This window comes from bacterium, from assembly GCA_037128595.1.
Classification (GTDB): Bacteria; Verrucomicrobiota; Kiritimatiellia; order CAIKKV01; family CAITUY01; genus JAABPW01.
Window position 1 is genome coordinate 18,368 of sequence record JBAXWB010000021.1, and the last position, 25,772, is coordinate 44,139.

Annotated in this window: 19 protein-coding genes; 14 read left to right on the top strand and 5 right to left on the bottom strand. The window is 56.8% G+C overall.

Annotation, left to right across the window (positions count from 1 at the left end; translation table 11 throughout):
• Positions 1 to 616 precede the first annotated feature (616 nt).
• The 3 genes from WCS52_13175 (at position 617) to WCS52_13185 (ending at position 3,118) form a co-directional block, all read left to right on the top strand.
• On the top strand, positions 617 to 1,462 hold the full coding sequence (locus WCS52_13175; protein MEI6168133.1) for a metal ABC transporter ATP-binding protein: 846 nt from the start codon (positions 617 to 619) through the stop codon (positions 1,460 to 1,462).
• Positions 1,459 to 2,289 (top strand): metal ABC transporter permease, encoded by an 831-nt coding sequence (locus tag WCS52_13180; protein MEI6168134.1) that lies wholly within the window; start codon positions 1,459 to 1,461, stop codon positions 2,287 to 2,289. The genes WCS52_13175 and WCS52_13180 overlap by 4 nt, the downstream gene beginning before the upstream one ends.
• A 214-nt stretch (positions 2,290 to 2,503) precedes the next feature.
• On the top strand, positions 2,504 to 3,118 hold the full coding sequence (locus tag WCS52_13185) for a four helix bundle suffix domain-containing protein (protein ID MEI6168135.1): 615 nt from the start codon (positions 2,504 to 2,506) through the stop codon (positions 3,116 to 3,118).
• 83 nt (positions 3,119 to 3,201) lie between these two features.
• Here WCS52_13185 and WCS52_13190 read toward each other — a convergent pair whose 3' ends face one another.
• Positions 3,202 to 4,974 (bottom strand): L-fucose isomerase, encoded by a 1,773-nt coding sequence (locus WCS52_13190; protein ID MEI6168136.1) that lies wholly within the window; start codon positions 4,972 to 4,974, stop codon positions 3,202 to 3,204.
• A 147-nt stretch (positions 4,975 to 5,121) separates the two neighbouring features.
• On the opposite strand from WCS52_13190, the gene WCS52_13195 reads away from it, so the two are divergent.
• Positions 5,122 to 5,400, top strand: a complete 279-nt coding sequence (locus tag WCS52_13195) for a hypothetical protein (GenBank protein ID MEI6168137.1) — start codon at positions 5,122 to 5,124, stop codon at positions 5,398 to 5,400.
• Between the two features lie 23 nt (positions 5,401 to 5,423).
• Entirely contained in the window at positions 5,424 to 6,281 is an 858-nt protein-coding gene (locus WCS52_13200) for an AraC family transcriptional regulator (GenBank protein ID MEI6168138.1), read from the top strand.
• A 565-nt stretch (positions 6,282 to 6,846) separates the two neighbouring features.
• Here WCS52_13200 and WCS52_13205 read toward each other — a convergent pair.
• The 3 genes from WCS52_13205 to WCS52_13215 are packed head-to-tail and all read right to left on the bottom strand — an operon-like array spanning position 6,847 to position 11,053.
• On the bottom strand, positions 6,847 to 7,563 hold the full coding sequence (locus tag WCS52_13205; protein MEI6168139.1) for a polyprenol monophosphomannose synthase: 717 nt from the start codon (positions 7,561 to 7,563) through the stop codon (positions 6,847 to 6,849).
• A complete protein-coding gene (locus WCS52_13210) occupies positions 7,560 to 10,562 on the bottom strand; it encodes a hypothetical protein (protein MEI6168140.1) in 3,003 nt (1,000 codons plus the stop codon). Before WCS52_13210 ends, WCS52_13205 begins: the two co-directional genes overlap by 4 nt.
• Positions 10,559 to 11,053 (bottom strand): hypothetical protein, encoded by a 495-nt coding sequence (locus WCS52_13215; protein MEI6168141.1) that lies wholly within the window; start codon positions 11,051 to 11,053, stop codon positions 10,559 to 10,561. Before WCS52_13215 ends, WCS52_13210 begins: the two co-directional genes overlap by 4 nt.
• Positions 11,054 to 11,226: 173 nt before the next feature.
• Between WCS52_13215 and WCS52_13220 the strand changes: the two genes are divergently transcribed.
• The 7 genes from WCS52_13220 (at position 11,227) to WCS52_13250 (ending at position 21,815) form a co-directional block, all read left to right on the top strand.
• Positions 11,227 to 11,619 (top strand): hypothetical protein, encoded by a 393-nt coding sequence (locus tag WCS52_13220; GenBank protein ID MEI6168142.1) that lies wholly within the window; start codon positions 11,227 to 11,229, stop codon positions 11,617 to 11,619.
• A gap of 343 nt (positions 11,620 to 11,962) precedes the next feature.
• On the top strand, positions 11,963 to 13,372 hold the full coding sequence (locus WCS52_13225) for an NAD(P)/FAD-dependent oxidoreductase (GenBank protein ID MEI6168143.1): 1,410 nt from the start codon (positions 11,963 to 11,965) through the stop codon (positions 13,370 to 13,372).
• Positions 13,373 to 13,394: 22 nt separating this feature from the next.
• On the top strand, positions 13,395 to 16,538 hold the full coding sequence (locus WCS52_13230) for a phospholipid carrier-dependent glycosyltransferase (GenBank protein MEI6168144.1): 3,144 nt from the start codon (positions 13,395 to 13,397) through the stop codon (positions 16,536 to 16,538).
• A 71-nt stretch (positions 16,539 to 16,609) separates the two neighbouring features.
• Positions 16,610 to 17,620 (top strand): polysaccharide deacetylase family protein, encoded by a 1,011-nt coding sequence (locus tag WCS52_13235; protein MEI6168145.1) that lies wholly within the window; start codon positions 16,610 to 16,612, stop codon positions 17,618 to 17,620.
• 132 nt (positions 17,621 to 17,752) lie between these two features.
• Complete coding sequence (locus WCS52_13240; protein ID MEI6168146.1) at positions 17,753 to 18,772, top strand: hypothetical protein; 1,020 nt, start codon at positions 17,753 to 17,755, stop codon at positions 18,770 to 18,772.
• An 8-nt stretch (positions 18,773 to 18,780) separates the two neighbouring features.
• Positions 18,781 to 20,124 (top strand): SGNH/GDSL hydrolase family protein, encoded by a 1,344-nt coding sequence (locus WCS52_13245; protein MEI6168147.1) that lies wholly within the window; start codon positions 18,781 to 18,783, stop codon positions 20,122 to 20,124.
• A gap of 29 nt (positions 20,125 to 20,153) precedes the next feature.
• A complete protein-coding gene (locus WCS52_13250) occupies positions 20,154 to 21,815 on the top strand; it encodes a hypothetical protein (protein MEI6168148.1) in 1,662 nt (553 codons plus the stop codon).
• On the opposite strand, the gene WCS52_13255 is transcribed toward WCS52_13250, so the two are convergent.
• A complete protein-coding gene (locus WCS52_13255; GenBank protein MEI6168149.1) occupies positions 21,776 to 22,729 on the bottom strand; it encodes an AraC family transcriptional regulator in 954 nt (317 codons plus the stop codon). The two genes, WCS52_13250 and WCS52_13255, sit on opposite strands and share 40 nt — an antisense overlap.
• 314 nt (positions 22,730 to 23,043) lie before the next feature.
• Here WCS52_13255 and WCS52_13260 point away from each other — a divergent pair, with 314 nt between their 5' ends.
• Both WCS52_13260 and WCS52_13265 read left to right on the top strand, forming a co-directional pair.
• Entirely contained in the window at positions 23,044 to 24,318 is a 1,275-nt protein-coding gene (locus WCS52_13260) for an L-rhamnose isomerase (GenBank protein ID MEI6168150.1), read from the top strand.
• A gap of 2 nt (positions 24,319 to 24,320) precedes the next feature.
• Positions 24,321 to 25,763, top strand: a complete 1,443-nt coding sequence (locus WCS52_13265) for an L-fucose/L-arabinose isomerase family protein (protein MEI6168151.1) — start codon at positions 24,321 to 24,323, stop codon at positions 25,761 to 25,763.
• The last annotated feature ends 9 nt before the right edge of the window (positions 25,764 to 25,772 follow it).

The following is a 25,772-nucleotide window of genomic DNA, read 5'->3' on the forward strand; positions in this document are numbered from 1 at the left end:
CTCAGGTCGAGTAACATAAATAGCATACCTCGTGCCACGCGAATGGGGGGCTGGCATTTTAACAGGGTGTTGACATTCTGGGCGTAAAGGGCTCCGGAAAGCCGTTTTTGTTGTTCATAACGGGGGCTTTCCAGGTTTGAGGAAATGGTGGCGTCTCAGGGATGAGACAGGCGGTGCGACAGTGAGAAAAGTTCAATTCAGATAAAACCGCGGGACAGATCACAGGTGGCCGCCGACGTCCCGGCGGCCAGGGGCTTTTGTTTAGGCCTGTTTTGGTGCTGCGGATGCGACGGAGCGCATCCCTCCATTGGGGAATCACGTGATATTTTCATGATTTCAATCCTGATGGAGGGTTTCGCTCCGTCGAAACCAGTGCCAGAAGAGTCAAAGCAAAAGGCCCTGGCCCCGGCGGCGGATGTGTCGAAGATGTGATTGATCTCTCCTCCTTCAATCTATAGTTTATCTTCTATGGGACTATACGAACGAGATTATATGAGGCAGCCTGTGGCTGGGGAGCCAACCGGCCAGAACCGCCTGCAATCGCGGCGGCGCCTGCTGATCGGGATCGGCCTGGTGTTATTGTTGGCGGCCATAATCGCGACCCTTTTTTGACCTCATGAGTGACTCCATTCCATCCCCACGCCTGCCCATCCGTTCCTGCGGCGAATGCTGTACCCGGTTGCGTGATTTCGGGGTCAGGCTGCGAGGGGAGTCGGTGCTGGAAGAGATCAATCTCCACATGCATTGCGGGGAGCTTACCGCCCTGATCGGGCCCAATGGGGCGGGTAAAACGACCTTATTACGGGCCATGGTGGGCGAATTGGCCCATACCGGGACGCTTCGCTTTATCCATCACGGCAATATCGAGAGCACCAAGCCGATCCGGATCGGGTACGTTCCTCAAAAATTGGAATTGGACCGGACCTCGCCGACGACCGTATTGGATTTGTTTGCGGCCACCCTCAGCCGGTGGCCCCTCTGGGTGGGGACCCGAAAGGCGGTACGCCAGGACGCGCATGAAAAGCTGGAGCTGGTCGGGGCCGAGACGCTGTTGAACCGGCGCTTGTCGGATATTTCGGTGGGGCAGCTTCAGCGCATCATGCTGGCTCTGGCCCTGACGCCGGTGCCTGAATTGTTGCTGCTGGACGAGCCTGTGGCGGCCCTCGATCAGGGCGGGATGGAGCTGTTTTACCAGACGGTGTCGAAGATGCGTCAGGAATATGATCTTTCTATTCTGCTGGTCTCACATGACTTGACGGCCGCTGCCCAATTTTCCGACCGGATGATTTTATTGAACCGCAAAGTGCTCTGCGACGGACTCCCGCGCGAGGTGCTGCTCAATCCCCTGATCCGGCAGACCTTTGGGTTCGGGTATACCGAGGCGGAGCTTGACGGGCGCCGCCCCCTCCTGCCGGTATTGCTCCATGAACCCTGTGCCCTACCGGTAAGAGGCCCATTATGAGTATGTGGCATGCCTTGTTGATGAGCCTGCCCTTTGAGTGGGCGCAATATGACTTCATGCATTATGCACTGCTGGCGATATTGCTGATTACCCCCTTATTGGCGGTGATGGGCTGTCTGGTGATCAATAACCACATGGCCTTCTTTTCAGAGGCCATGGGGCACTCGGCCCTGACCGGGGTGGCATTGGGGGCCCTGCTCGGCATCGGGAACCCTTCCGCCATGATTATCGGCTTTGCCGTGGTCCTGGCGCTGGGAATGTTCCTGTTGCGGCGTTACAGCGCCTTGCCGGCGGATACGAGTATTGCACTGGTCATGGCCTTTGTCGTGGCGTTGGGGGTGGTTTTGCTCTCCCGGGGCGGAGGCTTTGCCAGATATTCGCGGTATCTGATCGGGGATATTTTGACGATTACCCCTCTGGAGCTGGGGGGGCTGACGGTGTTGTCGGTGGTGGCCGGGGTGGTGTGGGTGTTCCTGTTCAATGCCTTTTTCTTTGTGAGCGTGAACCGGTCGCTGGCCTCCAGCCGCGGCCTGCCGACTGCGCTTCTGGAAGCGCTTTTTGCAGTGTTGGTGGCCGTGGTGGTTTCGGTCAGCATCCCCTGGGTCGGCTTGCTCGTGATCAACTCGATGTTGATCCTGCCCGCCGCCACCGCCCGGAATCTGGCCTGGAATACCCGGCGGTATGTCATCGGCTCTGTGATCGTGAGCCTGCTCTCGGGCGTGCTCGGTCTGATCTGCTCCTACTATTGGAATACCGCCACCGGCGCCACCATCGTGCTCTGGGCGTGCGGCTTCTTCGGCGTCTCCCTGGCCCTCCGCCGCCGGTAAAGAGGCTTCCTGTCGAACGACGTCCTTCTAAAGTAGATCTAATAAATAGATAATATATATCTTTTAGCTAGATTAAAGAGGTGCTAAAGTTTTCGCAACACGGACGGACACGGACGGACAAAGACAGACACGGACTGATAGATTGCGTCCTTGATCGTCTGTGGTTGTCTGTGTTTGTCCGTGATCTTGATTCGTCCAAAGGGAGCCAACCTATATGCGCGAAAAAGAAGCCCTCCTGCCAAAGCATGGCGGATACAAGAAGCTGCTTTCGTATCAACTGGCCGAACTGGTCTTCGACATCACGGTGTTGTTCTGCGAGAAATTCGTGCGGATCTCCGATCGCACGAATGACCAGATGGTCCAATCCGCGCGATCCGGCTTCCAGAACATTGCCGAGGGCTCCGTTGACTCCGGCGTCTCCAAGAAGAGCGAAATCAAGCTGACCGGGATTGCGATCGGGTGCCTGGATGAACTGGCCAAAGACTACCGGAAATATCTCCAAAAGAAGAAGCTGGAGGAGTGGCCACCCCAGCACCCGGCGTTGTTGGATTTGAAAGGGCGGCAGGTGAAGTCCCTGGCAGAGTTCCGCAACTGGGTCAAGGAGGCGTGGGAGCGATCCGGGAGGGCTTTCCCTTCGGACCAGATATCGGCGAATGGCGTATTGTCGTTACTGAATCTTGCCCTTTACTTGACCCGGAATCAGCTGTCCGCACTGGAGAAAAAGTTTCTTGAAGAAGGGGGCATTACCGAACGGCTGTATCGGCTCCGGAAAGAAGCACGGGAAAAATCAGGGGCGCAAGGGTGGACGCGGACAGGATTTAAATTGTAGTGAGGGATTCCGATCCCTGTCGCAAAAAAAACGCCCCCCCATTTTATTAAATGGAGGACGTTGCACTGTCAGCGCCGTTTGGCTCAGCCGTAGAGCGGTCCGAAGTTCTGGCAGGCGCGATAATCGGCGCCCTGCGCATCCTGCTCGCCAAACAGCCCCCAGGTGCTGGGCCGGAAGATGTTCTCCTCTGCGACATTATGCATGGCCACGGGAATCCGCAGCATCGCGGCCAGGGCGATCAGGTCGGCTCCAATATGGCCATAACTGATGGAGCCGTGATTCGCACTCCAGTTGTTCATGACTCCGTAGACATCCTTGAAGGCACCCTTGCCGGTCAACCGCGGGGCAAACCAGGTGGTTGGCCAGGTCTCGTTTGTCCGGGCGCTCAGCGTCTGGTGCACCTTGGAGGGAATGTCCGCCGACCAGCCTTCGGCAATCTGGAGGATCGGCCCGAGTCCCTTGACCAGGCTGACCCGCGTCATGGTCATCGGCATACCGCCGCGCGAGAGGTAGCAGGACGAGAAGCCGCCGCCCCGGAAGTATTCATGCACGGCAGAAGGCCAGGTCGTCGCCTTCAGGCACTTGGCCACTTCGGCCTCGGAGATATCCCAGAAGGGTTTCATGGCCGGCTTGCCCTTGAGGGTCTGTTCGCCCGTTCCGTCCAAGGTGGCCGCTCCGGAATTGATCAGGTGGATCAGGCCGTGGGCCGCCGCGCCCGTCAGCTTCTGTCCGGTGACCCGCTTGACCGCATCCGGGCTCCAGAAGGTCCGGACATCGGCAAAGATCTGGGCGGTATTGGAGAGCAGATAGCCGAACAGCATGCCGACGCCGTTCAGGCTGTCGTTTTCCGTGGCAAACACCTTGGGGGCGCGGGTGCCATTCCAGTCGAACGAGGAGGTCAGCATGGCTTCCATGAAGTCACCGTTCGGAAAATGGTCCGTCCACTGCCGTTGACCCTGGAATCCGCCGGCAATCGCGTTGTGGCCGAGGGCTTCCTCGCCGAACCCGAGTTCAGCCAGACGGGGATTGCCTTCCATCAGGTCGCGGGCAATCATGGTCATTTTGACGACCGTCTGCCAGTCGCGATCCTTGCCTTTGGCGTCACGGGGCGTGCGGTTGATATCCTTGCCTTCCTTGCAGTTTTTGCGGGTCCAGGCATAGGCCTTCTCGAACTCCTTCGGGTCAAAGATGTTCTCGTCGATGCGGCGTGTGAATTCCGACATGTCGATACTTTCGACCCGCATCCCCAGGTAGCTTTCAAAGAAAGGTTGATCCACAATGGAGCCGGCAATGCCCATGGAGACGCCGCCCATGGAGAGATACGACTTGCCGCGCATCGTGGAGACGGCGAGGCCGGCCTTGGCGAAGCGCAACAACTTCTCCTGCACATCGGCGGGAATGGTGGTGTCGCTCTTATCCTGCACGTCGCGGCCATAGATGCCGAAAGCGGGGAGCCCCTTCTGATTGTGTCCTGCCAAACAGGCCGCCAGATAGACTGCGCCCGGCCGCTCGGTCCCGTTGAAGCCCCAGACGGCCTTGGGCATGGTGGGATCCATGTCCATGGTCTCGCTGCCATAGCACCAGCAGGGGGTGACCGTCAGCGATACCCCCACGCCTTCACGGCGGAACTTGTCGGCACAGGCGGCAGCCTCGGTCACCCCGCCGATACAGGTGTCGGCGATGACGCATTCCACGGGTTGGCCGTTGGGATATTTGAGATTCGAGGTGAGGAACTTGGAGGCCGTGAGGGCCATGGCCATGACCTGTTTTTCCAGGGACTCCCGGACGCCTCTGCGCCGGCCATCAATTGTGGGACGAATACCGATTTTGGGAAAACCACCGATCCATGTTGTCATTTGAGTTGCTCCTTGGTTGCTCGTTCATGTCATCCTATCATGTGGCGGGTGACTGCCAATGGCCTCCCTTGACACACAAATGTCATTATTTGACTTCCATTTCACTCTCCGCTATGACAAAAAAGAAGACTTCAACTAATTTAAGAAATGAAGGAGATTCAGAGAAGAGGGGTGTCACGCGAAGCCGCGAAGGACACGAACAAGAAATATTTGGGCATTTGTGCCGGCGTGGAATACACGCCAACAAAAACGCCCAAACGGTTTTCTGTGAATCAATGGAAAAGAGCCGGGTGTGTTGAATCCATGTATTTAAATGTCCGGGTAAACCCATTTTGCGATTTTACTGAATGGCGTACCGGCCATTCAGTAAAATCGCAAAATATTGTGTTTTATCTGGATTTCTTCCATTTCTTAAATCAGTGGTGAAGTCTTCTCTTCCTCGATTTGTAATGAAAACAGAGCCTACCTATTTCAGTGACCAGGTGGTTTCGGCGCAACGGTTCTATCTGCGCCTCAAGCCCTCCGATCCGGTGCCGCTGACAGTAATCAGCGGCGGGGTCGAGCAGTGCCGGCCCGAATACACGATTCACCGGACGGGGTTTCCGCATCCCATTATTGAATTTGTGGCCCGCGGAGCGGGACGGCTGACCTTGCGGGGGCGAAGCCACCCCCTCACGACGGGGACGGTGTTCACCTACAGCCGTGGGATGGAGCACCGCATCACCTGTGAGCCGGGACAGCCCCTGACGAAATATTTTGTGGTGTTGAGCGGGAAGGCGGGGCGGGATTTGATGCATGAATGCCAGTTGTCGCCCGGGACGGTGGTGCGGGTGGGGCAGCCTGAGCAGGTTCAACAGATCTTTGAGGATTTGATCCGGCATGGACGGGATGATCATCCCGACCGGCACCGCATGTGTGCCGTGGTGGCGCAATACCTGATCATTAAAATCGGGGATCTGGCGACCCCCTCCGGTGAAGCGTCCACCTCGCGTGCCTTTACCACCTATCAGCGGTGCCGGCAGTACATTGGTGATCATTACCTCGCGATCCGGAACCTGAACGAAGTGGCCGAAGCCTGTCATGTGGATCCGGCCTATTTATGCCGGCTGTTCCAATGCTTTGGGCGCGAGCGACCCAGCCGCTATCTGCTGCACCTGCGTCTGAACCGGGCGGCTGAACTGATCCAGAACTCAGGGCTGATGATCCGGGCGGTTTCGGATCAGCTTGGCTTCAGTGATCCGTATAACTTTTCCCGGGCCTTCCGCCGCGCCTTCGGCGTCCCCCCCGGTCATCTTCGTAAGGGCTAGCAATTGATCAAGAATACAAGAAGACTTCACCACTAATTTAAGAAATGAAGGAAATCCAAAAACGCCCAAAATGTTTGGCGATTTGTCATGTCTGGCTTGGCGCGCTATGGGCACGGTAGGTTCCTCTATGAATAGCCAGCCACGAAAAATCGCCAAACGGGTTTTCTCCGGACATCGGGGGAAATGAAGAATCTCAAGGGCGTAATCTCGCTATGATTCTTTAATGTCCCCCGAAAAACCGTTGCGGGATTTTTAATTCGGGAAAGACCATAACGCGTTCCCGTTTAACCCGACAGAAAGAGCGCCCCGAATTAATAATGCCGCAACATTTTGCCTGCCCTGAGGTTCCTCGAAGGGGATTTCTTCGGTTGAATCTGAATTTATTTCATTTCTTGAATTAGTGGTGAAGTCTTCTTCTTAAATCCGTGTAAGGAGCAGGACAGAGCAGCGCCCTCCATTGAATTTCATACCCTCTCTCATTCTCTATGACTTCTTAAAAAAACATACATTTCTTTTCGTGTCTTCGGTGCGCGTGAAATCCTCTCTGGATTTCTTCATTTCTGAATCAGGGCTTCCGCCAGAACAACCTGAGCCAGGTCAGGTAGAGCAGGTGGTTGAGGCCGTTGAAAATCTCAAATGGCGGAATCTTGGAGGCACCGGCCCGGCGGTCTTCAAAACAGATGGGCACTTCGGTCATGCGCGCCCCGACGCGGGAGAGCCGGAACACGATTTCCATGAAAAAACTATAGCCATTGGATTTGATTTTCCCCAAATCGACCTGGCGAAGGAAGTCCACCCGGAAGACCCGGAACGACGTCGTCATTTCGTGCAGTGAGATGCCCAGCAGGCGTCTGGCACCCCAATTCGCCAGTTTGCTGATAATGCGGCGATAGCCCGCGTAGTTGCAGGACCCCCCGGCCATGTAGCGGGAGCCGGTCACAAAATCCCTGTCCCCCAGCGCTGCCAGCAGGCGGGGGATATCATCCGGGTTATGGGAAAAATCGGCATCCATGGTGACCAGGGCGTCGTAATGCTGGGTCTCGGCATACTCCATGGCCCATTCATGGGCACTTCCCAAACCCAGTTTCCCGGGCCGGTGGACCACCTTGAGGCGGGGGTTGGTTGCTGCGAGTTCGTCAAGAATCCGGCCGGTTCCATCGGGGGAGTCGTCGTCAATCACCAGCATGTCGTAGCCGGGATTCAAGCCCAGGACATGATGGCAGAGCGAGGCGATATTCTCGCTTTCGTTATAGGTGGCAGTGAAGACAAGTATTGTATTCATAAGATCGTTAAATGGACGGGGAGCTTTGTGGCATTCCGTTTGTTCGGGAGCGTGGTGGTGACCGCCACTCGTTTGCCGGTGCCCCTGTCCAGCATTCCAATCCAGAGTTCATAGTCGCCGGGTTTGGCGGTTGCGGGAATGGTCACCTTCCGGCGCTCGACCATGATCTCCGGAAAAGGCTGATACCGGATGGTTTCCACGGGCAGCTCCGACAACAGCACGTGGTCATCCTGAAACAGGCCGTTGGGTTGTTTGATATGGACGAAGACCGCCCATTTTCCGGGATTTATGTCAGACCGGCATTTCCAATAGTAACTGACCGGGATCGTTTGCCCCCGCTTGACCTGCTGATCAAGGGTGACGCCCAGCAATTCAGCCCCATTGCGGAAAGCGGCCACTGCAGGGATGGCGGGTTGAATCATTACGTTCAGTACCGCGGCATTTGAGTTCGCCTCCGCAGTCAGCGCGTTCTCTCTCAATGCAGCGATCAATGCCTGCCGGGCAGGATAATGGGGCGGATACGCTTGAACGGCCTCCCTGAGCGTTTCGAGGCGGGCCTGAGGGGGTGTCCCGCCAGTCACCTCCTTCCGGGTGGCTGACTCATATAGCAGTTGCGCTTTTTCCTTCGAGAAGGTGGCGTTGAAGCCGCCCTGTTCGGTCCAGAAGAGCCGTGAATACATCGAGCCGGCATGGGAGCCCTGGTCGGCCATGACGTTCAGGAGTGTGATCGGGCCCAGGGGTATTTCCCGCCATGTCAACTCCGCCGTCCGGAGAACCGCCCGGCTCCTTGGCACATCCCGTGGATCCATGAATAAGCCGGTATTCACGGCAAAGGTCACAGGGAGGGGATCCCGCGAGTCCGCCCCGGCCATTTCATGGATGGAGCGGGTGAACAAAGAAGGCAATACCGTTGCGGTGAGATTGGAGGTCGACTCCGAAATGCGTTCCGCGAGCCAGCGGGGTGCGAAGAACCGGGTCAGGCCTTCCTGCTGAAGCGCGGTCACGCTCCGGGCCACGATGGCGGCCGGGGCGTCGGCGGTAGCCCACCCTTCACCCGCTGTCCCCCGTGAGGCATCCTCTGCTTCCATGAAAAGCGCCTCGCCGAGCCTGACGGGCTCTTCGCCTTCTTTTGGCCCGTGTAGCCGCAGCCGCACTTCGAGAAGGCCGCCTTCAGGTGGGGTGAACCTGAGCTCCTGAAAGTACTGGATCCCATCGATCATGACGTAGGGGCCGGACCAGAAACAGGAAGTAATTCCCAGTGGAGGCAGCAGGACTTGCCAGGGGGAGGTCTCATCCTTTCGCCCCTCAACAGAAATTTGCCAGGCATACGCATTGTTCAAGCTGAGCAGGCGGATCCCGCACAACGGTACGGGATGTTCAAAGGCGAAAGACAGGTTTCCGGTTGTTCCGGGTGTAAGCAGGGTTTCCCAGGCGGTATCCAGAATGGAATCCGTCAGAACCGCCGGACCATGGATGTCGCGGGGCTCCACATAGCGCCATTTGTTGGAGGGAGGGATGAGCCCATAATCGATACTCATGGTGCCCACCATCGTATGGCGGGAGGTGCTTTTGGTAGCCTGCAGGAAGGCGACCAGATTGCCGTAGCCGTTCACATAGGCGCGGCGCTCAGCCAGTTCCACCCGCCGGGCAAAGGGGGCGTATCGCTCCAGGGGGAGGGTGGCGAGGCAGAGCTGTTCATGTGAGGCGAAGTTCAGCCAATGGGTGGTGTAAAGGTCCCCGACAAAGTTCCCGTCGCAAAGCGGGGCCACCTCTTTTTGCAACTGCGCCGCCATCTCCCAGCGCGAACGATCCGCCGGCACGCCGTCGAACATATGGGGGAGCAGCAGGAGGTTGGGAGGGATCGTCAGGATAAAGGCCGCCCATCCCCAGGGCCGCCGGTAGCGGTGCATGAGCCAGTCGCAGGAGACCGCCACCATGATGGCAACGGCGGGGAAGAGGGGGAGTAGATACCGGGTGGTATTCACGTGGGAGAAGCCGGAGGTGCTGTACACGGCCATCATAAATAGCGCCAGAAGCAAGGCGCCCAACTTGAAAAAGAAGCGGTCATCCGGTGTCTTGCGGACCCGGCTCCGTAATAACAGTCCCACAAAGCCGACTAACAGTCCCAGCAGCACGATGAGGCGGGGGGCCCCGCGCCAGGAGGCGAGGGGATCCATTTCGACCAGTCTCAGGAACATGTGCCCGAAACTGACTATTCCTTGAGAAAACGGGACTTTATCCATGCCTCCACCGAAATCGAGCGACCCCCAATGATGGGTGATGTTCCAGCCCCACCAAGGGAGGCTTCCAAGCAGAACCCCCGCAAGGGCCGGGATCAAGCCGACTCTCACCATTCTCCAGCGGAATCCCGCGAGAAGGACTCCGAGAGCGGCCAGCAGGAATACCGCTACCAGTTGCGTCACCCACCAGGCCACACCTGCGGCCAGTCCCATCCAGAGGTACGTTCGCCATGAAACAAACTCGCCACGGCACTCCCGGGCGGTAATCCGGCAGGCCAGCCAGAGTGTGAGCAGGCCCCCCACCATGACATTCATGTATCCCCCGCGCGGGGCCACGGAATTATGCAGGAGGGTGTCGGAACCGACCAGGCAGAAGAGCATTGCCAGCAGACCGGCGCGCCGGCTTCCGGCCTCCCGGCCGAACAGATAGAGCAGCGGAAGCAGCAGGGTTCCGACCAGGGCGGGACTGAGATTGACGATAAACGCGGAGACTTCAACGTGCAGGAGCCTGGCCAGTAAGGCGGCCAGGGCTGGCTCGAGGCTCCCCATATACGCGACTCCATAGGCGAAAATTGGGTAGTCGGAGCCTTCCGCCATATGCCGGGCCATCAGCCCGATAATGCTGAAGTCCCCATTGCAGGCGGGATACCTCATGGCCCAGGCCATGCAGAGCCTGATGATGAGTCCAATCCCCGTGATTAAGGCCACCAGGAGAGGCCATCGCCATGCCCGGAGCGCTTCGCGAAATGACGATTTCATCGGGGCACATCCACCAGGAGCAACTCAGCCTTCGAAATGTTTTTTTGTCGGCGATGTTGGATGAGCATTTTTTGCAGTTGATCCAGCAATATAAGCTCACCTTCGTTCCCGGGTTCAAGCCCCTCGATCACATCACGCATTTCCACTTCCAGCCGTTCAATCGGCATGCCAGGCGGTAAGATCAGCAAATATCGCGCGGGTGCAATTTCAACCATGCGCAGCCATTCGATTCTGCTTAAGGACCGGTTTGAATTCACCACAATCAGCGCCTTCCCGGGAAGGACTTCGACTAATTCAACAGGGTTTTTCTCTCTATGCCCCGTTCCAATGGCCTCCTCAACGCATTTTACCAGAGCCAACGCCCGGTCGGGGCTCACCCGCTCCAGTGCTTTCAATATCCGTTCAGGTAAAGTCACCGTAATGGGACGCCGGATTTCCTGAAACTTCGGCGGACGCCCGCCTGCCCCTTTGGCTGTGGTTGCTAATGTCATAGTGTTTTTGCGCAATAATTTATTTTTTAATTAAAATGTAAAAACTCATTCGGGTAAAGACTAAAATGAGCATTCGAAAGACAAAAACCCTAAATATATAACTTATTTCTTGAATACAGCCGTAATAATTGTAAATATTTAATAGTTTTAACGTAAAAACGAAAGGATAGCAGATGAAGAGAGTGATGACGTGGTCGTGCATGGCGGGAATAATGGCGTTGAGTCTGGTCGGTTTAGGGCTCGTATCGGGTTGTGATAGTAGCGATGGCGGGTCGGGTGGCAGTAGCGTAGTGGGGACATGGGGCGCTGGCGGCGATGGCAGGACGGTGTTCAGTTCTGATGGTACATGGGCGGAGTATGATGATGCCGCGCTTACCCATAGACACTTGGGTGGAACCTACACCCAATCAGGCAACAGTTTCACCGGATCAGGGTCGAATCCCGGTGTCGGGGATCTGGATATTGAGGGTACGATCAGTGATGACAAGAATACGCTGCAGATGGATTTCATCGAGCATTGGCACGACCCTTACAAGCATAATCCGGCAACCCTCACGCGGATGTAGGTCCGGAGGCGTCAGGCTTAACTCGGCGACATTGACGCCAAAGCAGCCTGTTGAAAAATAGTTTATTTCTTTCGTAGCCGCGCCTGATAAGGCGTGGTTCTTCGATTTATCAGGACTTTCCATGAACATCCACCGCTTATCAGCGGCGGCTACTCGTTTTCCAACAGGCAGCTAGAGGGCGGGATTTTACGTATAAATATATTTTACGTAGTGTTCTTACGTATAAACGGGCTCGGCCTTCCGATTGAACGGTGCGTGTTGATATTTAGTTGATATCATAGCCATAAGAGGTCAATAATAATAAATCTTAATAGTTTCAACGTAATAACTGGCAAGATTAATAATGATCAATCAAGAGAAACCAAAAACCGCCATTGTACTCGGGGCGGGACCGGCCGGATTAGCGGCGGCGCTGGAGTTGGTGCAGAAGAACTATCAGGTGACTGTATTTGAGCGGGATGAGGTGGTGGGGGGTATTTCCCGGACCACCGAGTATCATGGCTACCGCTTCGATATGGGCGGGCACCGTTTCTTCACCAAGAACCGGGAGGTGGAAGCCTGGTGGCATGCGGCATTGAAGTCGGATTTCCAGCGGACCCCCCGTTTGTCGCGAATCTACTATAACCGGCGGTTTTTCAAGTATCCGATTGCCATTAAGGATGCGCTTAATAATGCAGGGATAGGCCCCTCCCTCCTCTGGTTCCTCAGCTTCCTGCGGTACAAAATCAAACCAATCCGCCCTGAAAAAAGTTTTGCCGACTGGGTGACGAACCGGTTTGGCAAACGGCTGTTCGAAACCTTTTTCAAGTCCTATACCGAGAAAGTCTGGGGGATTCCCACCACCGAATTGTCGGCCGAGTGGGCGGTGCAACGCATCAAGGGACTATCCCTGTGGGATGCGGTTCGCAATGCCCTGATCCAGTCAAAAGACAAGGAAACGTCGCTGATTGAGGAGTTTAATTATCCCAAATATGGGCCGGGAATGATGTATGAGGCGGTGGCCGCGCAGGTTAAAGCGGCGGGCGGAACCATTCTGACCGGACATCACGTCTCGGGGTTGCGGCATCAGGATGGTAAAGTGGTGGGAATTGAAGTGACCCGGGATGGCGTCAAGACCGAGTACGTGGCCGATGTGGTCGTCTCCACCATTCCTTTGCCGGACACCCTGTCGCTGCTTTTTCCCGGCCAGCCGGAGGTGGCGGTGACGGCGCGGAATATGCGGTTCCGCGATTTCATCTCGGTTAATCTTATCCTGGATCAACCGGAGGTATTTCCTGATACCTGGATTTACGTCCATGATCCCACGGTCAAACTGGGCCGGGTTCAGAATTTCAAGAACTGGAGCCGCTGGATGACTCCCACGCAGGAACACACGCCGATCGGCTGTGAGTATTTCTGTACGGCGGGCGACGCACTCTGGAATACCCCTGATAAGGAGTTGTTGGAACTGGCGGCCACGGAACTCAAAGCCATCGGGCTGGGGGGCAATGCGATGATTAAAGATGGCTGTGTATGCCGGGTCAGCAATGCCTACCCGATGTACACGGGCCCGTATAAGGAAGCGATCACTCACGCCCGGACCCTGTTGTCGGGTCTCTCCAATTTGCAGGTGGCCGGCCGGGGCGGCATGTTCCGGTACAACAACATGGATCACTCCATTCTTTCCGGCTGGCTCGCGGCAAGGAACCTCATGGGGCAGGACTGCAGTCCCTGGGACGCCAACACCGAATCCGAATATCATGAGGAACGCTAACCCATGATCAACAGGAGCCACCATGTCTGGTAAACGGGCAAGACGAAGCTGGATGGTCGCGGGACTGATCGTGCTGTTGGCTGGGTCAGCCTGGGTCCGTGAGCGTGGGATTGAATGGCCGCTTCTCCATCCGGATGAGTATAAAATCACCCACTGGGCAACCTGGATGGAGGAGCATTCTCAGACGGAGAACGCCGCCTACCCCGGGGGGTATTTCCATCTTATCAAGCCCATCTTATTCCTAAAAAGCGTGTGTGTCGGGGGGGCTTCCGCGTGGTCCGAGTTCCAGGGACATCGACTCCAGGCGGTGCAGGGTGATGATGGCCGGACTTTTTTCCTGCGCAAGATCAACGTCGTTCTAGCGGTATTAACCGTGTTGCTTTTCTATAGCCTAGCGTGGCGCGTGTCAGGGAGCGCCTGGGCTGCGCTGGCGGCGGCTGGCCTCCTGGCATTTTCAAGACTTCATGTGGAACATTCCCATTATGCCGAAACGGATATTGCGATGTTATTCACCCTGACGCTTGCGCTTTATCTATGGGTACGGGTCATGGAGACGGGGAAGTGGTTCTGGTTCGGGATGGCGGCGGTGGCGACCGGCTTGGCGATTGGAACAAAATACACAAATATTTTACTGCTTTTGCAGGCGGGGGCCGGAGGGTGGGTCTGCTGGCGGATGGGGGAGAGAAAGACGAGTTCCCGAGCCGTCCAACTGTTGGGCTTTGGACTCCTGTTGGTGGTCAGCGGGTGGTGTTATACGAACCGGCATGTGTTTGAAGGGATGGAGTTCTGGCGGCAACTGCAACGGGCCGGACAGGCCACTTATGCCGAGCGGAGCGTTAATCTGGGTGCGTCCGTCTCGGATCCCTATGCCGTGCTTCGCTCCAACTGGAGTATTCTGGTGGATAATCTGGCCGATATCCACTGGGGCTGGCTGATGTTCATCGGGCTGGGGGCGGGGGTGTCGTGCCTCCGGAAGTATCGCCGATATTGGCCGGTCACGCTGCTCCCCATCGGGGTGTACCTTTTTTATTGTTTAAAAGTGGCCCCCTGGATCAGAGGGCAGGAATGTCTGGCCTTTTTCCCGTACATGGGGGTGTGCCTGGCCATTGGCGTAAAGGAAAGCTGGGCATGGGCGAATCAGGCTCGATACCGTGTGCTGGCATTATCGACTATCCTGCTGGTCTTGTTAGTGGCGGGTGGGGATAGTTTGGTGCGCACACTTCGCTTCTCCAGTTTATGCGAAGTGCCTGAACCACGAATCCAGGCGTTGCGATGGCTGTATTGTCATGCCCCGCTTCAGGGGAAAGTCGGCATAGAGGCTTATACCGTGCCCACCTGTCGCCTGTTTGATGAGGGCTGTGATGTTCCTCAGATCGAGTGGGTGACGCCGGAACGCCGGGCCCACCTCGACATGGACTACCTTTTGCGTAATGTGTCGGCCTGTGGCCGGGGAACGGTGGATCCGCGTACCGGAGCGTTGTATCCAGATTTTGCGAAAAATCTGAAGGAATTTAAACAGTCGGCGCATTTGCTGTGTGAGTGGGGCCCGCGTGAGCCTAACTTTGCGTTTGTGGGGCACCAGATGGAATGGTGGGATACCCGGCAGGGCAAGGCGGACCTCGCGATCCGCACTCCCATGTTCCGGCCGGCCTTGATCGATCATTCGCCCTCGGTGATGGTGCCGCTTAGTGAAAGTGAAGTGGGGAGTTCTCCCGGATTGTTCGTGGATACCACCCCGCGTTCGCTGATTGTAAGTGGATCCAGCACGATGCGACGGCCCATTTATATTGTTCTGCAAACGAAAGAACGGGCAGGGGATGTGGTTGTCAACGGCATGGGGGATCGACAGGTCATTCACATGAATCCCTATGATGTGAACGTGGTTGAAGTGCGGCGGCCCTGGTATTGGCCGCGCCTTTCTGAATATGATGAGATCACCCTTCACGTCCGCTCGCAGCCCCATGTCGAGTATCTGCCCTGTTATGCCCAGGCGGTAACCGACGTTCGTGATGTGGCGTTGTTGCTTTACCAGAAAGGGTATCCGGATCATGCGCTGGAGTGGTTGAGGAAAAGCCCGACGGCCGCTGAAGAGGCATGGCTGTGGTATGCCTGTGCGGTGGAACAGGGGCAGTGGGCGCTGGCCGGGCGCTACGAGCCTCTGGCGCGTCAGGCGTTGGCTGACTTTGAAAAAGCCTGCGGGGTTCTCCCTGAACAGCTGATGCTGAACGGGGTTAGCGGGGCCGCCTACCGTGATCATGCCCGGATCCGGCTACCGGTGATCGACACGGGGCGTGATGGAATTCAGATGAAGATTCCGGAATGGGTATTGAATGTTGAGTCGGTGGAAACGGATAAGCTGTTTTTTGCTTCGCTTCAACTGCCCGTCCGGTTGGCGCCCGGACGGTATACGGTGCAGGGTGGGGCGAGTGTGGCCCCGCCCTTTGAAATCACTCAGCCATGGGTTCTGAACGTGGGTCAGATGTCACGGACTGGCACAGTGGCCGTGGTGATTGAGCCCGGGCTGAAAAGCAAGTGGAGTTACTCGTTTGTAGTCCGGGAGGAGCAGGAACTGGAATTGACCTTTTCCTCCTCTCAGCGGGGCGGGCGATTGGCGCTATCGCCGATGGAGATCCAGTGGAGCGGGGCTGATTTATTATGGGCAGAACGGCGCGAGGTATACCGGGCGTTGATCCGGCATGCGCTGCATCGAGGACAGGCTGGGGAGGCCCGTCGATGGTTGGAGTCCGCGCGGCACTCAGTCCCTGACGAGGAGGGGTGGCTGGAGCTCGAGAGGGAAAAGGCCGCCCCGGAGGCAAGTGTCAATCAGGCAGGGATTGTATTTTATCCCTGGCTTAAACTGGTTAAGGCTGAAACCAGCGGCGCGACGGCGGAGTTACAGTTTGAAGTGTTGAAAGATCCTGTCCCGGCCCTCCAAATACTGGTGTATCGCAGAAAAACGGCAGGTCCCCGGAAAATCCATGCATGTCCGATTGGTCCCAACTCTGTCCGGCAGGGAAGCCGGATTACGCTCACGATCCCCTTGGTGAATCCCTGTTCCGTTTCGGATCTTTACGTGAGGGTGCAGGCGGATGTTGAATGGGGTGCGGCGCCGCTTCATGTGGATGGAAGTCAGGATGGGCGGGTGCGACTGACTCATTTGCCTTAGCCGGCATCCCCTCGCCCCTTGGGGGAGAGGGCTGGGGTGAGGGGACTATTTATGTGGAGTTTTTGCTAAGCATGATTACAAGGCGATATATGGCGGTTTTTGTGGCAGTGATGTTGATCCTTGCCGGTTTTTGCTGGTTGCAGGCACAACGTGTCCGCCCCGTTCCGGTGCCCATTTTAATGTATCACCGGATCGGGGATGAAGTGGATTCCCCCTGGTGGGTCACGGCGCGGGATTTTGAAACCCAATTACAGAGTTTACGCGAGCAGGGCTATGTGAGTGTCTGGCCATCCGATCTGGTGGCTCATCAACGCTGGGGCCGGCCCCTTCCCCATAAGCCCATTGTCCTGACCTTTGATGATGGGTACTTGGACCTCATGGAGCAGGCGGAACCCTTACTGAAAAAATACGGCTATAAGGGGGTATCCTATTTAATAACAGGACGGGTAGGCGACACGGCGGAGGCCCGTCAGAAATGGGAGGGGACGCCGCTGCTCATCTGGCCGGAAGTCCGGGCCATGTATCAACGGGGCACGATCCGGTTCGGGGGGCATAGCCGAACCCATGCCAATCTCCGGGCATTGGCTGATCCCCGGCAGGAGATCGCCTCCTGTTATCGGGATTTGACTCGAAAAGGCGGCGTTACCCCGGAGGGATTTTGTTTTCCGTATGGACAATATAAAGGTGAAACCCTGGCCGGAATGAGCCGGTCAAAATTCACGACTGCCACGACCTGCGCGGATGGGATCGGGGAGTTTAAGCCCGGGACAGCGATGTATGAGCTTCCCCGTGTTTCAGTGATGGGGGGCTGGCACCGTTTCAAGATTCAGGATCATCCCGGGACGAATGGGGTGATGAACGTGGATATTTCAAAAGAAGGGCGTGATTTGGATGTGACGCCTAAAGTCGTCTGGGGTGATGGCTTCTTTGCATGGTTGCCTCAGATACATATTACGTCTCTTCCGCTGACGGTTTCCTATTCCTCTCCTGATGGCAGGGAACATCCGGGTTCCGTCCTGGAATTGTGGGACAATTTTCGCGTGATCCGGCATTTTCGTGCCCCTTTGCCAAGCATGAAATAGTGGGGCGCTATCAACCAGTACGTGAAATTTCCCAGCTTCTTGATAGACGACGTATTCAGTCTTGTTTTTGAGTGAAACTATGGTACAAAGTCAGCGCTGATTTTTAATAAATTAAAGCACAGGAGATAACGTATGAGCGGGTTAAAAGGGTTCGGGCTGGTAGCATTGATCGGTATGATGTCATTGGCGAGTGCCATGCAGGCACAAGAGCCGGCGCTCAATATTCAGGCGCCCGCCACAGCGCCCATTTTGGAGGCCGAGCCAGTAACCCCGGCGGTTGTTCCCGTGGTTCAGGAGCCTGCGCCTGTGGTGGTTAAGCCCGCTCCTGCGCCTGTGGCGACCAATGGTCCTGTGCATCATGTGGCCCCGGTAGTGGTGCATACCGCTACCAATGTGCCCGCGCATGTGGCCACCAATGCGGTGGTGATGCCTGTCACGCCTGTGGCCGTTGCGCCCGTCAGTGTGGCCGTTAGTCCCACCAATGAAGTGGCCATACCGGAAAATGACCGTTTCTTTGTTGATACCTGGCAACATCCCTCCTTCCAGGTTGGTACACGGATGATGCAGGTGTCGTTGTCTGACACGACCCGTGGCACCCCGGGGAACGGGTCGTATTTCGGAACGATTACGGAAATTACCGAGGTTCAGGATCATTCACCTGATAAAGTCTATCTTCAGGCCCGGCTTCCCCATACCCCCCTCTGGTTGGGGGTGAGTTATGATCATGTCACCGCCCGGACGATGGATGATGGGGACGGGGACGGGGTGGCGGACATGTCCGGAAGTGATGGGAATGAGGAAATCAAGGGGTTCATTCCGTATCTGCAAGCGGTCTGGGATAACAAGACCCGCTTTACCCCCTATGCAGAGGTTGGCTATGCGTTCTATCAGGCTAAATTTCTTCCTAATTCCTGGGGCAACAACGGGCAACGCTATGTGGATGCAACGAGTAGCGTGAATGGGTTTGAATTAGGCGGTGGGCTGGGAGTGCGCCTGTACAAGAACCTGTCAGCGGATTTCTATGCCAGGTCGATGACCGTCGATGATATTACCGGAGACTGGTATTACAACTACGGGCGGAACTATGGGGGCCCGTTTGTGATGACCATGAGTTATGTGGCCTATGGCGCCGGCCTGAGTTGCCGGTTCTAACAGGCCTCATGAACTCCTTGAACTCACGCTTCAATTCATCCGCAACTGCGGTGCAGGCGGTGATCTGGATTGCTGACGTATTGTTTCTCGTCAGTCTGGTTCTGGTCTGGTGGCTCTGGTGGGAAGTCAAGACTTCGGTCGCGATATTCAACCACGTCTTGGAGCTTCGTTGGAATGACAATCGCCTGTTGATCCCTCTGGCGGCCCTGGTGATTCACGGGGTCGCCGCCTGGCGAGCTGAAGGGCTTGACCGTGCGCTGCGGCTGGGGGTGTTCCGCTATTCGATCACCGCCAAGTTGGTCATGCTCTATGTGGCCTGCATGGGCACGATCATGATTGCCGACAATCTCCTGAAAAAAACCAAGGTCGAGTTTCAGGTTGCCCCGATGGTCCTGGTGAGCAAGAGTCAGGGAGTGGAGCATTTTCACAAGTCCATGCTGGCCGACCCCGACCTGGTCTGGAAGTTCGAGCCGGGTTCCAGTGTATATGGGGGAAAGATCAACAGCCTCGGGTTCCGCGATCGGGAGGTCAGCCGCGAGAAGGGGCCGGGGGTGCGCCGGGTGATCTGTATGGGGGATTCCGTCACGGCCCAAGGTCAACCCTGCTATGCTCAATATCTGAATCAGATGCTGACGAATGCGCCACCGGACGGGGGTAAATGGGAAGCCTTGAGCATGGGGGTGTACGGGTACTCCTCGATGCAAGGCCTGAGATCATTTGACCTGTTGGGAAAGAGCTTAAAGCCGGATGTGGTGATTGTGAGTTTCGGGAGGAATGACCATGTATGGGAAGTTCCGGACCGGACACGGCTAGGGGCCCGGCTGTCACCTTCATTCCGCCGGATGTATATGCTTCTGTCTCATCGGACCGTGGGGCGCTTGTTCCTGCATGTCATGGATACCCGGCATCAATGGACCGCTGTAAAACCCAAAGCCCCTCAAGCGGATTCACGGGAACTCCGGTTGCCACCGGAGGATTTCCGGATCACCATGAGGCAATTTGTGAAGGAGATCCGGTCGTGCGGGGCCACGCCGATTCTGGTCGCCGCCGCCCGCCGGCGGATTCCTGAGGATTATGTCACCAAGGGCTGTGCCCGCACGAGAGATGAGTTTGAGCGCCAGCACGATGAATACGCCCAGATTGTGCGGGAGGTGGCCCAGGAAACCGGGACCGTTCTGGTGGATCTGCAGAAGTTGATGTCGGGGCCGGAATGTGACGGTTGGTTCGCCAGCGATGCCATCCATCTCGATTTCTATGAGTCTGAGGGGGGGCTTGAGCCATGGAGTAAAGAGCAGCCGGGGCTACGTTTTGTAGCGCGTACGATGTACGAGGCTATCAGCAACCTAAAGTAAAGGTTCATGCTTGGAAGATCGTGGTCATTATGCCGTTTTCCTCATCACATACCGATACCCCTCACCTTGATCCTCTCCCCCAAAGGGCGAGGTCGTTTTTCATCGCCCTGGCCTTGATCACCCTGTTGGGTGCAGGGCTGCGCCTGGTCAAACTCGGAGAATACCCCGGAGGCTTCGGGCAGGATGAGGCGGTGGATATGTATGATGCCTGGAGTCTGCTCACCACGGGGGCAGAACACCATGGGGATCGCTGGCCCCTGAATTCCCGGCAGTTTGGGGATTCGCCGTCTTCCCTCCCGTCTTATATCACTCTCCCGTTTGTGGCACTGTTAGGCCCTACCGAATTGGCTGCCCGGCTGCCCTGCGCACTTCTGAATGTGGCCGCCATTCCCTTGATCGGGCTCCTGTTATACGGCCTGTTCCGGAGCCGTGCCGCCGGGATCATGGGTGCCGCTCTGCTAGCCGTCTCTCCCTGGAACATCTATTTTTCACGCTGGGCGGTCAGCCCGGGCTTTGTCACCTTTTTCCAGCTGGCAGGTCTATTGCTGATGTTCCGGGTGCTTACCGCCCAGACAGGTCGGATCCGCATCTACGGGGGGGCGATCCTGACGGGGTTTGTGTTATTCTTATGGACCCATCAATACCTGTCTCAGTATTTTTTCGCGCCTCTGATGATCGGGGCAGGCCTCCTGTTGTGGAGCCGTAAGAACTGGCCCCGGATCATGCTCATGGGCGGCGTGTATACCCTGCTCATGCTCCTGGCCATCCTGACGCGTGTCCAAAACCCCTCCACCACAGGGCGGCTCCACCGCGAATGTATTTTCTTTGCCGACCAGGTGTGGTCAAATTTCTGGCACAACTACTGTGACTACCAGTCCCTGCTATTTTTATTTCATGCCCCGAAGATGCTGGAGCTTCATCAAATTCCCGGGATCGCGCATATCCAGCATAGCCTGGCCCCCTTCTACCTGATTGGACTGGGGGTATTGCTTGCGTCGGTGTTCATCCCGGAAAGGCTTCTGGCGTTATTGGGCCGGCCGAATAGTCGGGATGAGGCGAGTCATTGGCGTCGGTCTGCACTCTGGTTGTTGGCGGGGTTCCTGGTCGCCCCCATCGTGGGTGCTATTTTCACCCAGAAGATGTACACGGCCCGGATGACGCATCTATTGGCACACGTTCTCCTGATCACGGCGGTAGGGTGTGCGGCCGTCTGGTATCTACTCCGCCGCATTCCCCTCCGGGTGGCTGCGCCGGTCTTTGCGGTTCTGTTGGCGGTGTATCTTGGAGCGTCGACTGTGAAGACTTTCAAGGGCTTGGCCAGGAATGATCTCTTTTTCAAGGAATACCTGCAACAGGGGGTTCCTGATGTCATGCGCTACCTTGCCCGGCAGCCTGACGTCCGGTCTGTCCGGTTTCCGCGACTGTTGCAGGGGTATATCTATCACCTGTGTTTCACGCCGGTGCCTCCGGAGCAATTGAAGTACGCCGAGGTTTCGCCCCCATCGCCCGGGGCTGAGGAACGGTGGCGCTACGCGGAAGTCACCCGGGTCGGGAATTATTATTTTAATCAGGATCTGGATGGACCGGCGATTGCCAAGACGGCGACCCTGCGCCATCAGGTGCGTGACAAGGACCGGATCTGGTATGACCTTTACGAGCGCAAGGGCGACTGGTTTGTGTTGAAACATTGAGTCTGCCGTTGCGCCACCGCCTGTTTCCGGAAGGCGAGCGGGGCCAGCCCGGTCTTCTTCTTGAAAAACTGCGAGAAATAATAGACGGAGGCAAACCCGAGCGCTTCGGCAAGTTCCCCGATTGGCAGGGTGGAGTGGCTGAGCATGGCTTTAGCCCGGTGTAACTGGTGCTCCAGCTGGAAATGGCGGGGAGAAAAGCCGGTGCTGGCCTTGAACAGGCGCCGGAAGGAGGTGTAACTCATGCCGGCAGTTCTGGCCATCTGTTGCAAATCGATATCAGAGCCTGAATCCTCCAGCAGCGCGGCTTTGGCGTGGGAGATGGCGGCCGCATCCTGATGCGTTCCCAATTGCCTGGCATCCATGAGGGCGGTAATCCGACACAGGATGCGCGTCGCCTCGGCGCTGAGCAGTAGCTCCATCCTGAACGGCTCCATGCGAGCCAGTTCGGTAAGCTGCGTAAACGCCAGAATCAGCGTCTCATCCAACCCAACCGTGACCACAGGGTTCCGGGGCTCGAATCCCGCCAATCCAAAAAAATGGTCTGCCTGCTGGCCTTCGAAATCTACCCAATACTCATGCCAGCCGGTCTGCCGATCCGGCTTATAGCGGTGCCAGAGGCCCGGAAAGAGAACCAGGATCTGCCCTGCCATCACCTTGACCGGCCGGCTGGAGGCAGATTCGAACAGCCCTTCACCGTGAGTGACATAAATGAAGGAAGGGGAGTTCAGCACGCGGCCCGATTCCCAGGTGAAATGGTGGTGGGCAGGATGGCGGGTCGGGGGGTAATCGCTCCCCGGCACAATGACAGACTGTCCGGCGTTGGTGACGGCGAAGCCCCATTCCCGCATGCGTTCACTAATGGGCATATAACGAAAAAACGAACGACTGATCTGTTCCGGTAGAGACTTGGCCATGACGGACATATTAGGTAATATATTTTAAATTTTCAATGACCTTAGCTCTTTTGTTCGAGGCTTTTGTTTTGGCCTATTTTGGTGCTGCGGATGCGACGGAGCGCATCCCTCCATTGTGTAAACGCGTGATATTATCATGATTTCAATCAAAATGGAGGGTTTCGCTTTGTCGAAACCAGTGCCAGAAAGTTAAAACAAAAGACCCTGAATCCTATTGCCTCGGATTTGGTCAGAAAGCATAAAACTATGGTCATTCCTCCTATTGGCAGTTTGGGCATAGTGGGGTAATTTATCGACAACCTTTAAGGAGCACGATGAATATAAAAGAGCTTGAGAAGATGTATGGCATGGCGAAAGCCCGGTATGCGGAGTTGGGGATCAATACGGATAAGGCGATCCGGCAGGCCTTGAGTATCCCGGTATCCATGCATTGCTGGCAGGCCGATGATGTGGGCGGTTTCGAGGTGAAGGAAGGGGCCCTGAATGGCGGCGGCATTATGGCTACCGGTAATCATCCCGGTCGTGCCCGGTCACCGGCGGAAGCCCGTGCGGATTATGAAAAGGTGCTGGCACTGGTTCCCGGCGTGATGCGGTTGAATATTCATGCCTGTTATGCCGAAACCTCAGGCAAGGCGGTGGATCGCGATGCATTGGAGCCCCGTCATTTTGCCAACTGGATGGCCTGGGCCAAACAACAGAAGCTCTGTCTGGATTTCAATCCCACCTTTTTTGCGCATCCCAAGGCCAACGAGGGCTATACGCTGTCGCATCGTGATCCCGCCATCCGGGCCTTCTGGGTTCGCCACGCCATTGCCTGTCGCAAAATCGCCGCCGCCATGGCTCGCTCCCAGGGCGCCCCCTGTCTTGTCAACCACTGGATTCCCGATGGCTCCAAGGATTTTCCGGCCGACCGTTGGACCCCGCGGGCGTTACTGACCGAGTCACTGGACCAGGCGATTGCGAATGAGAAGACGGTCAGCAAGGCGCAATGCATCGATTACGTGGAGAGCAAACTGTTCGGGATTGGCAGTGAGGAGTACGTGGTGGGGTCCTCCGAGTACTATAGCGGCTACGCGTTGAGCCGCGGGGTGGGGCTGTGTATGGACATGGGGCATTATCACCCGACGGAAACCATTCACGATAAGGTGTCCAGTGCGCTCCAGTTCCATCAGCGGCTGTTGTTGCATGTCAGCCGGCCGATGCGCTGGGATAGTGACCATGTGGTGCTGTTCGGGGATGATCTGCAACATCTGTTCCAGGAAATTGCGCGCGGGAATGCCTGGGACCGGGTGGCGGTTGCCACGGATTATTTTGATGCCAGCATCAACCGCATTGCGGCCTATGTCATCGGTCTGCGCGCCACGCGTAAGGCGATTCTGTTTGCCCTGCTCGAGCCGTCAGCGAGCCTCGCGAAATTAGAACGCAAGGGGGATAACGCCAGTCGCCTGGGCTTGATGGAAGAACTGAAGACCCTGCCGTTTGGCGCCGTGTGGGATTGGCTCTGCCTGAGCAAGGATGTCCCCGTGGGCACGGCCTGGCTCGAAGAGGTCGGCCAGTATGAACGGAACGTGTTGGCCCTGCGGAGCTGAAGATGAAAACGAAAACGCACCCCTCAACAGCGCCCCGGATCGGGCTTTTCGGGATTGGCCTGGATACCTACTGGCCACAGTTTGACGGACTGCTGGAACACCTGACGGGGTATCAGGCTGAAATCGCCGGGAAACTGCGGCACCTGGAGGTTGAGTTGGTGGATGCGGGCATGGTCGACAATCCGGTCAAGGCACGGGCCGCCGCTGCGTTGTTGCGCGAAAAACGCGTGGACCTGATCTTTCTCTACGTCTCGACCTATGCGTTGTCCTCCACGGTGCTGCCAGTGGTGCAGGAGGCCAAGGTCCCCGTGGTGGTGCTGAATCTGCAGCCGGTCGCTCAGTTGGACTACGATGCCTTCAATGCGCTGGGGGATCGCGGGAAAATGACTGGCCTCTGGTTGGAGCATTGCCAGTCCTGCAGTGCGCCTGAGATCGCCTGTGTGTTCAACCGCTCCGGGATTGCCTATCACATGGTTACCGGGTACTTGAAGGAAGAGGCCGCCTGGGGTGAAATCCGGGAATGGGTGGCAGCCGCCCGTGTGGCCACCGGGATGCGGGAGAACCGGGTGGGCGTGCTCGGCCATTATTATGGCGGCATGCTGGATGTATACAGTGATATGACCCAGCAATCGGCCAGGTTTGGCAACCACTTTGAAGTGCTGGAAATGTGCGAACTGCACGCCTTGCGCGAAGCGATGTCCGAGGACCGGGTGGTGGAGAAAGTCGCGGAATTCCACCGGGTCTTTGAGGTTTCACCGGACTGTGGTGAGGCTGAACTCCGCAGGGCCGCGAAAACCTCCTGTGCGCTCGATGCGTTGATTGAGACGCATCAGCTTGGCTCAATGGCCTATTATTACGAAGGCGTGGACGGTAATCCCTACCAGGATATTGTCACCTCCGTCATTGCCGGGAACACCCTGTTGACCGGGTGCCATATTCCCATCGCCGGAGAGTGTGAGGTCAAGAATGTTCAGGCCATGAAGATCCTGGACCTGCTGGGGGTGGGCGGGTCGTTCTCGGAACTTTATCTCGCCGATTTCAAGGACGACGTGATCTATCTCGGGCATGATGGACCCGCCCATTTCGCGATTGCGGAGGGGGGCGTGGGGTTGGTTCCTTTGTCAGTATACCATGGCAAGCCCGGGAAAGGGCTGTCGATTCAGATGACCGTCAAACATGGGCCGGTGACACTGCTTTCGGTTGTGCAGGGAGCGGCGGGGAAACTATCCCTGCTCATTGCCGAGGGGGAGAGTGTGTCGGGGCCGGTGCTCCAGATCGGGAATACCAATAGCCGCTATCGCTTCAGCATCGGCGCCAAGGCCTTCATGAACGAATGGTCCAAGGCCGGACCGGCCCACCACTGTGCCATCGGGGTGGGGCATGTGGCGGGGACGCTCTCTAAACTTGGTGCCATTCTGGGTCTGGATGTGGTCCGGGTTTGCTGAAAGACCGGC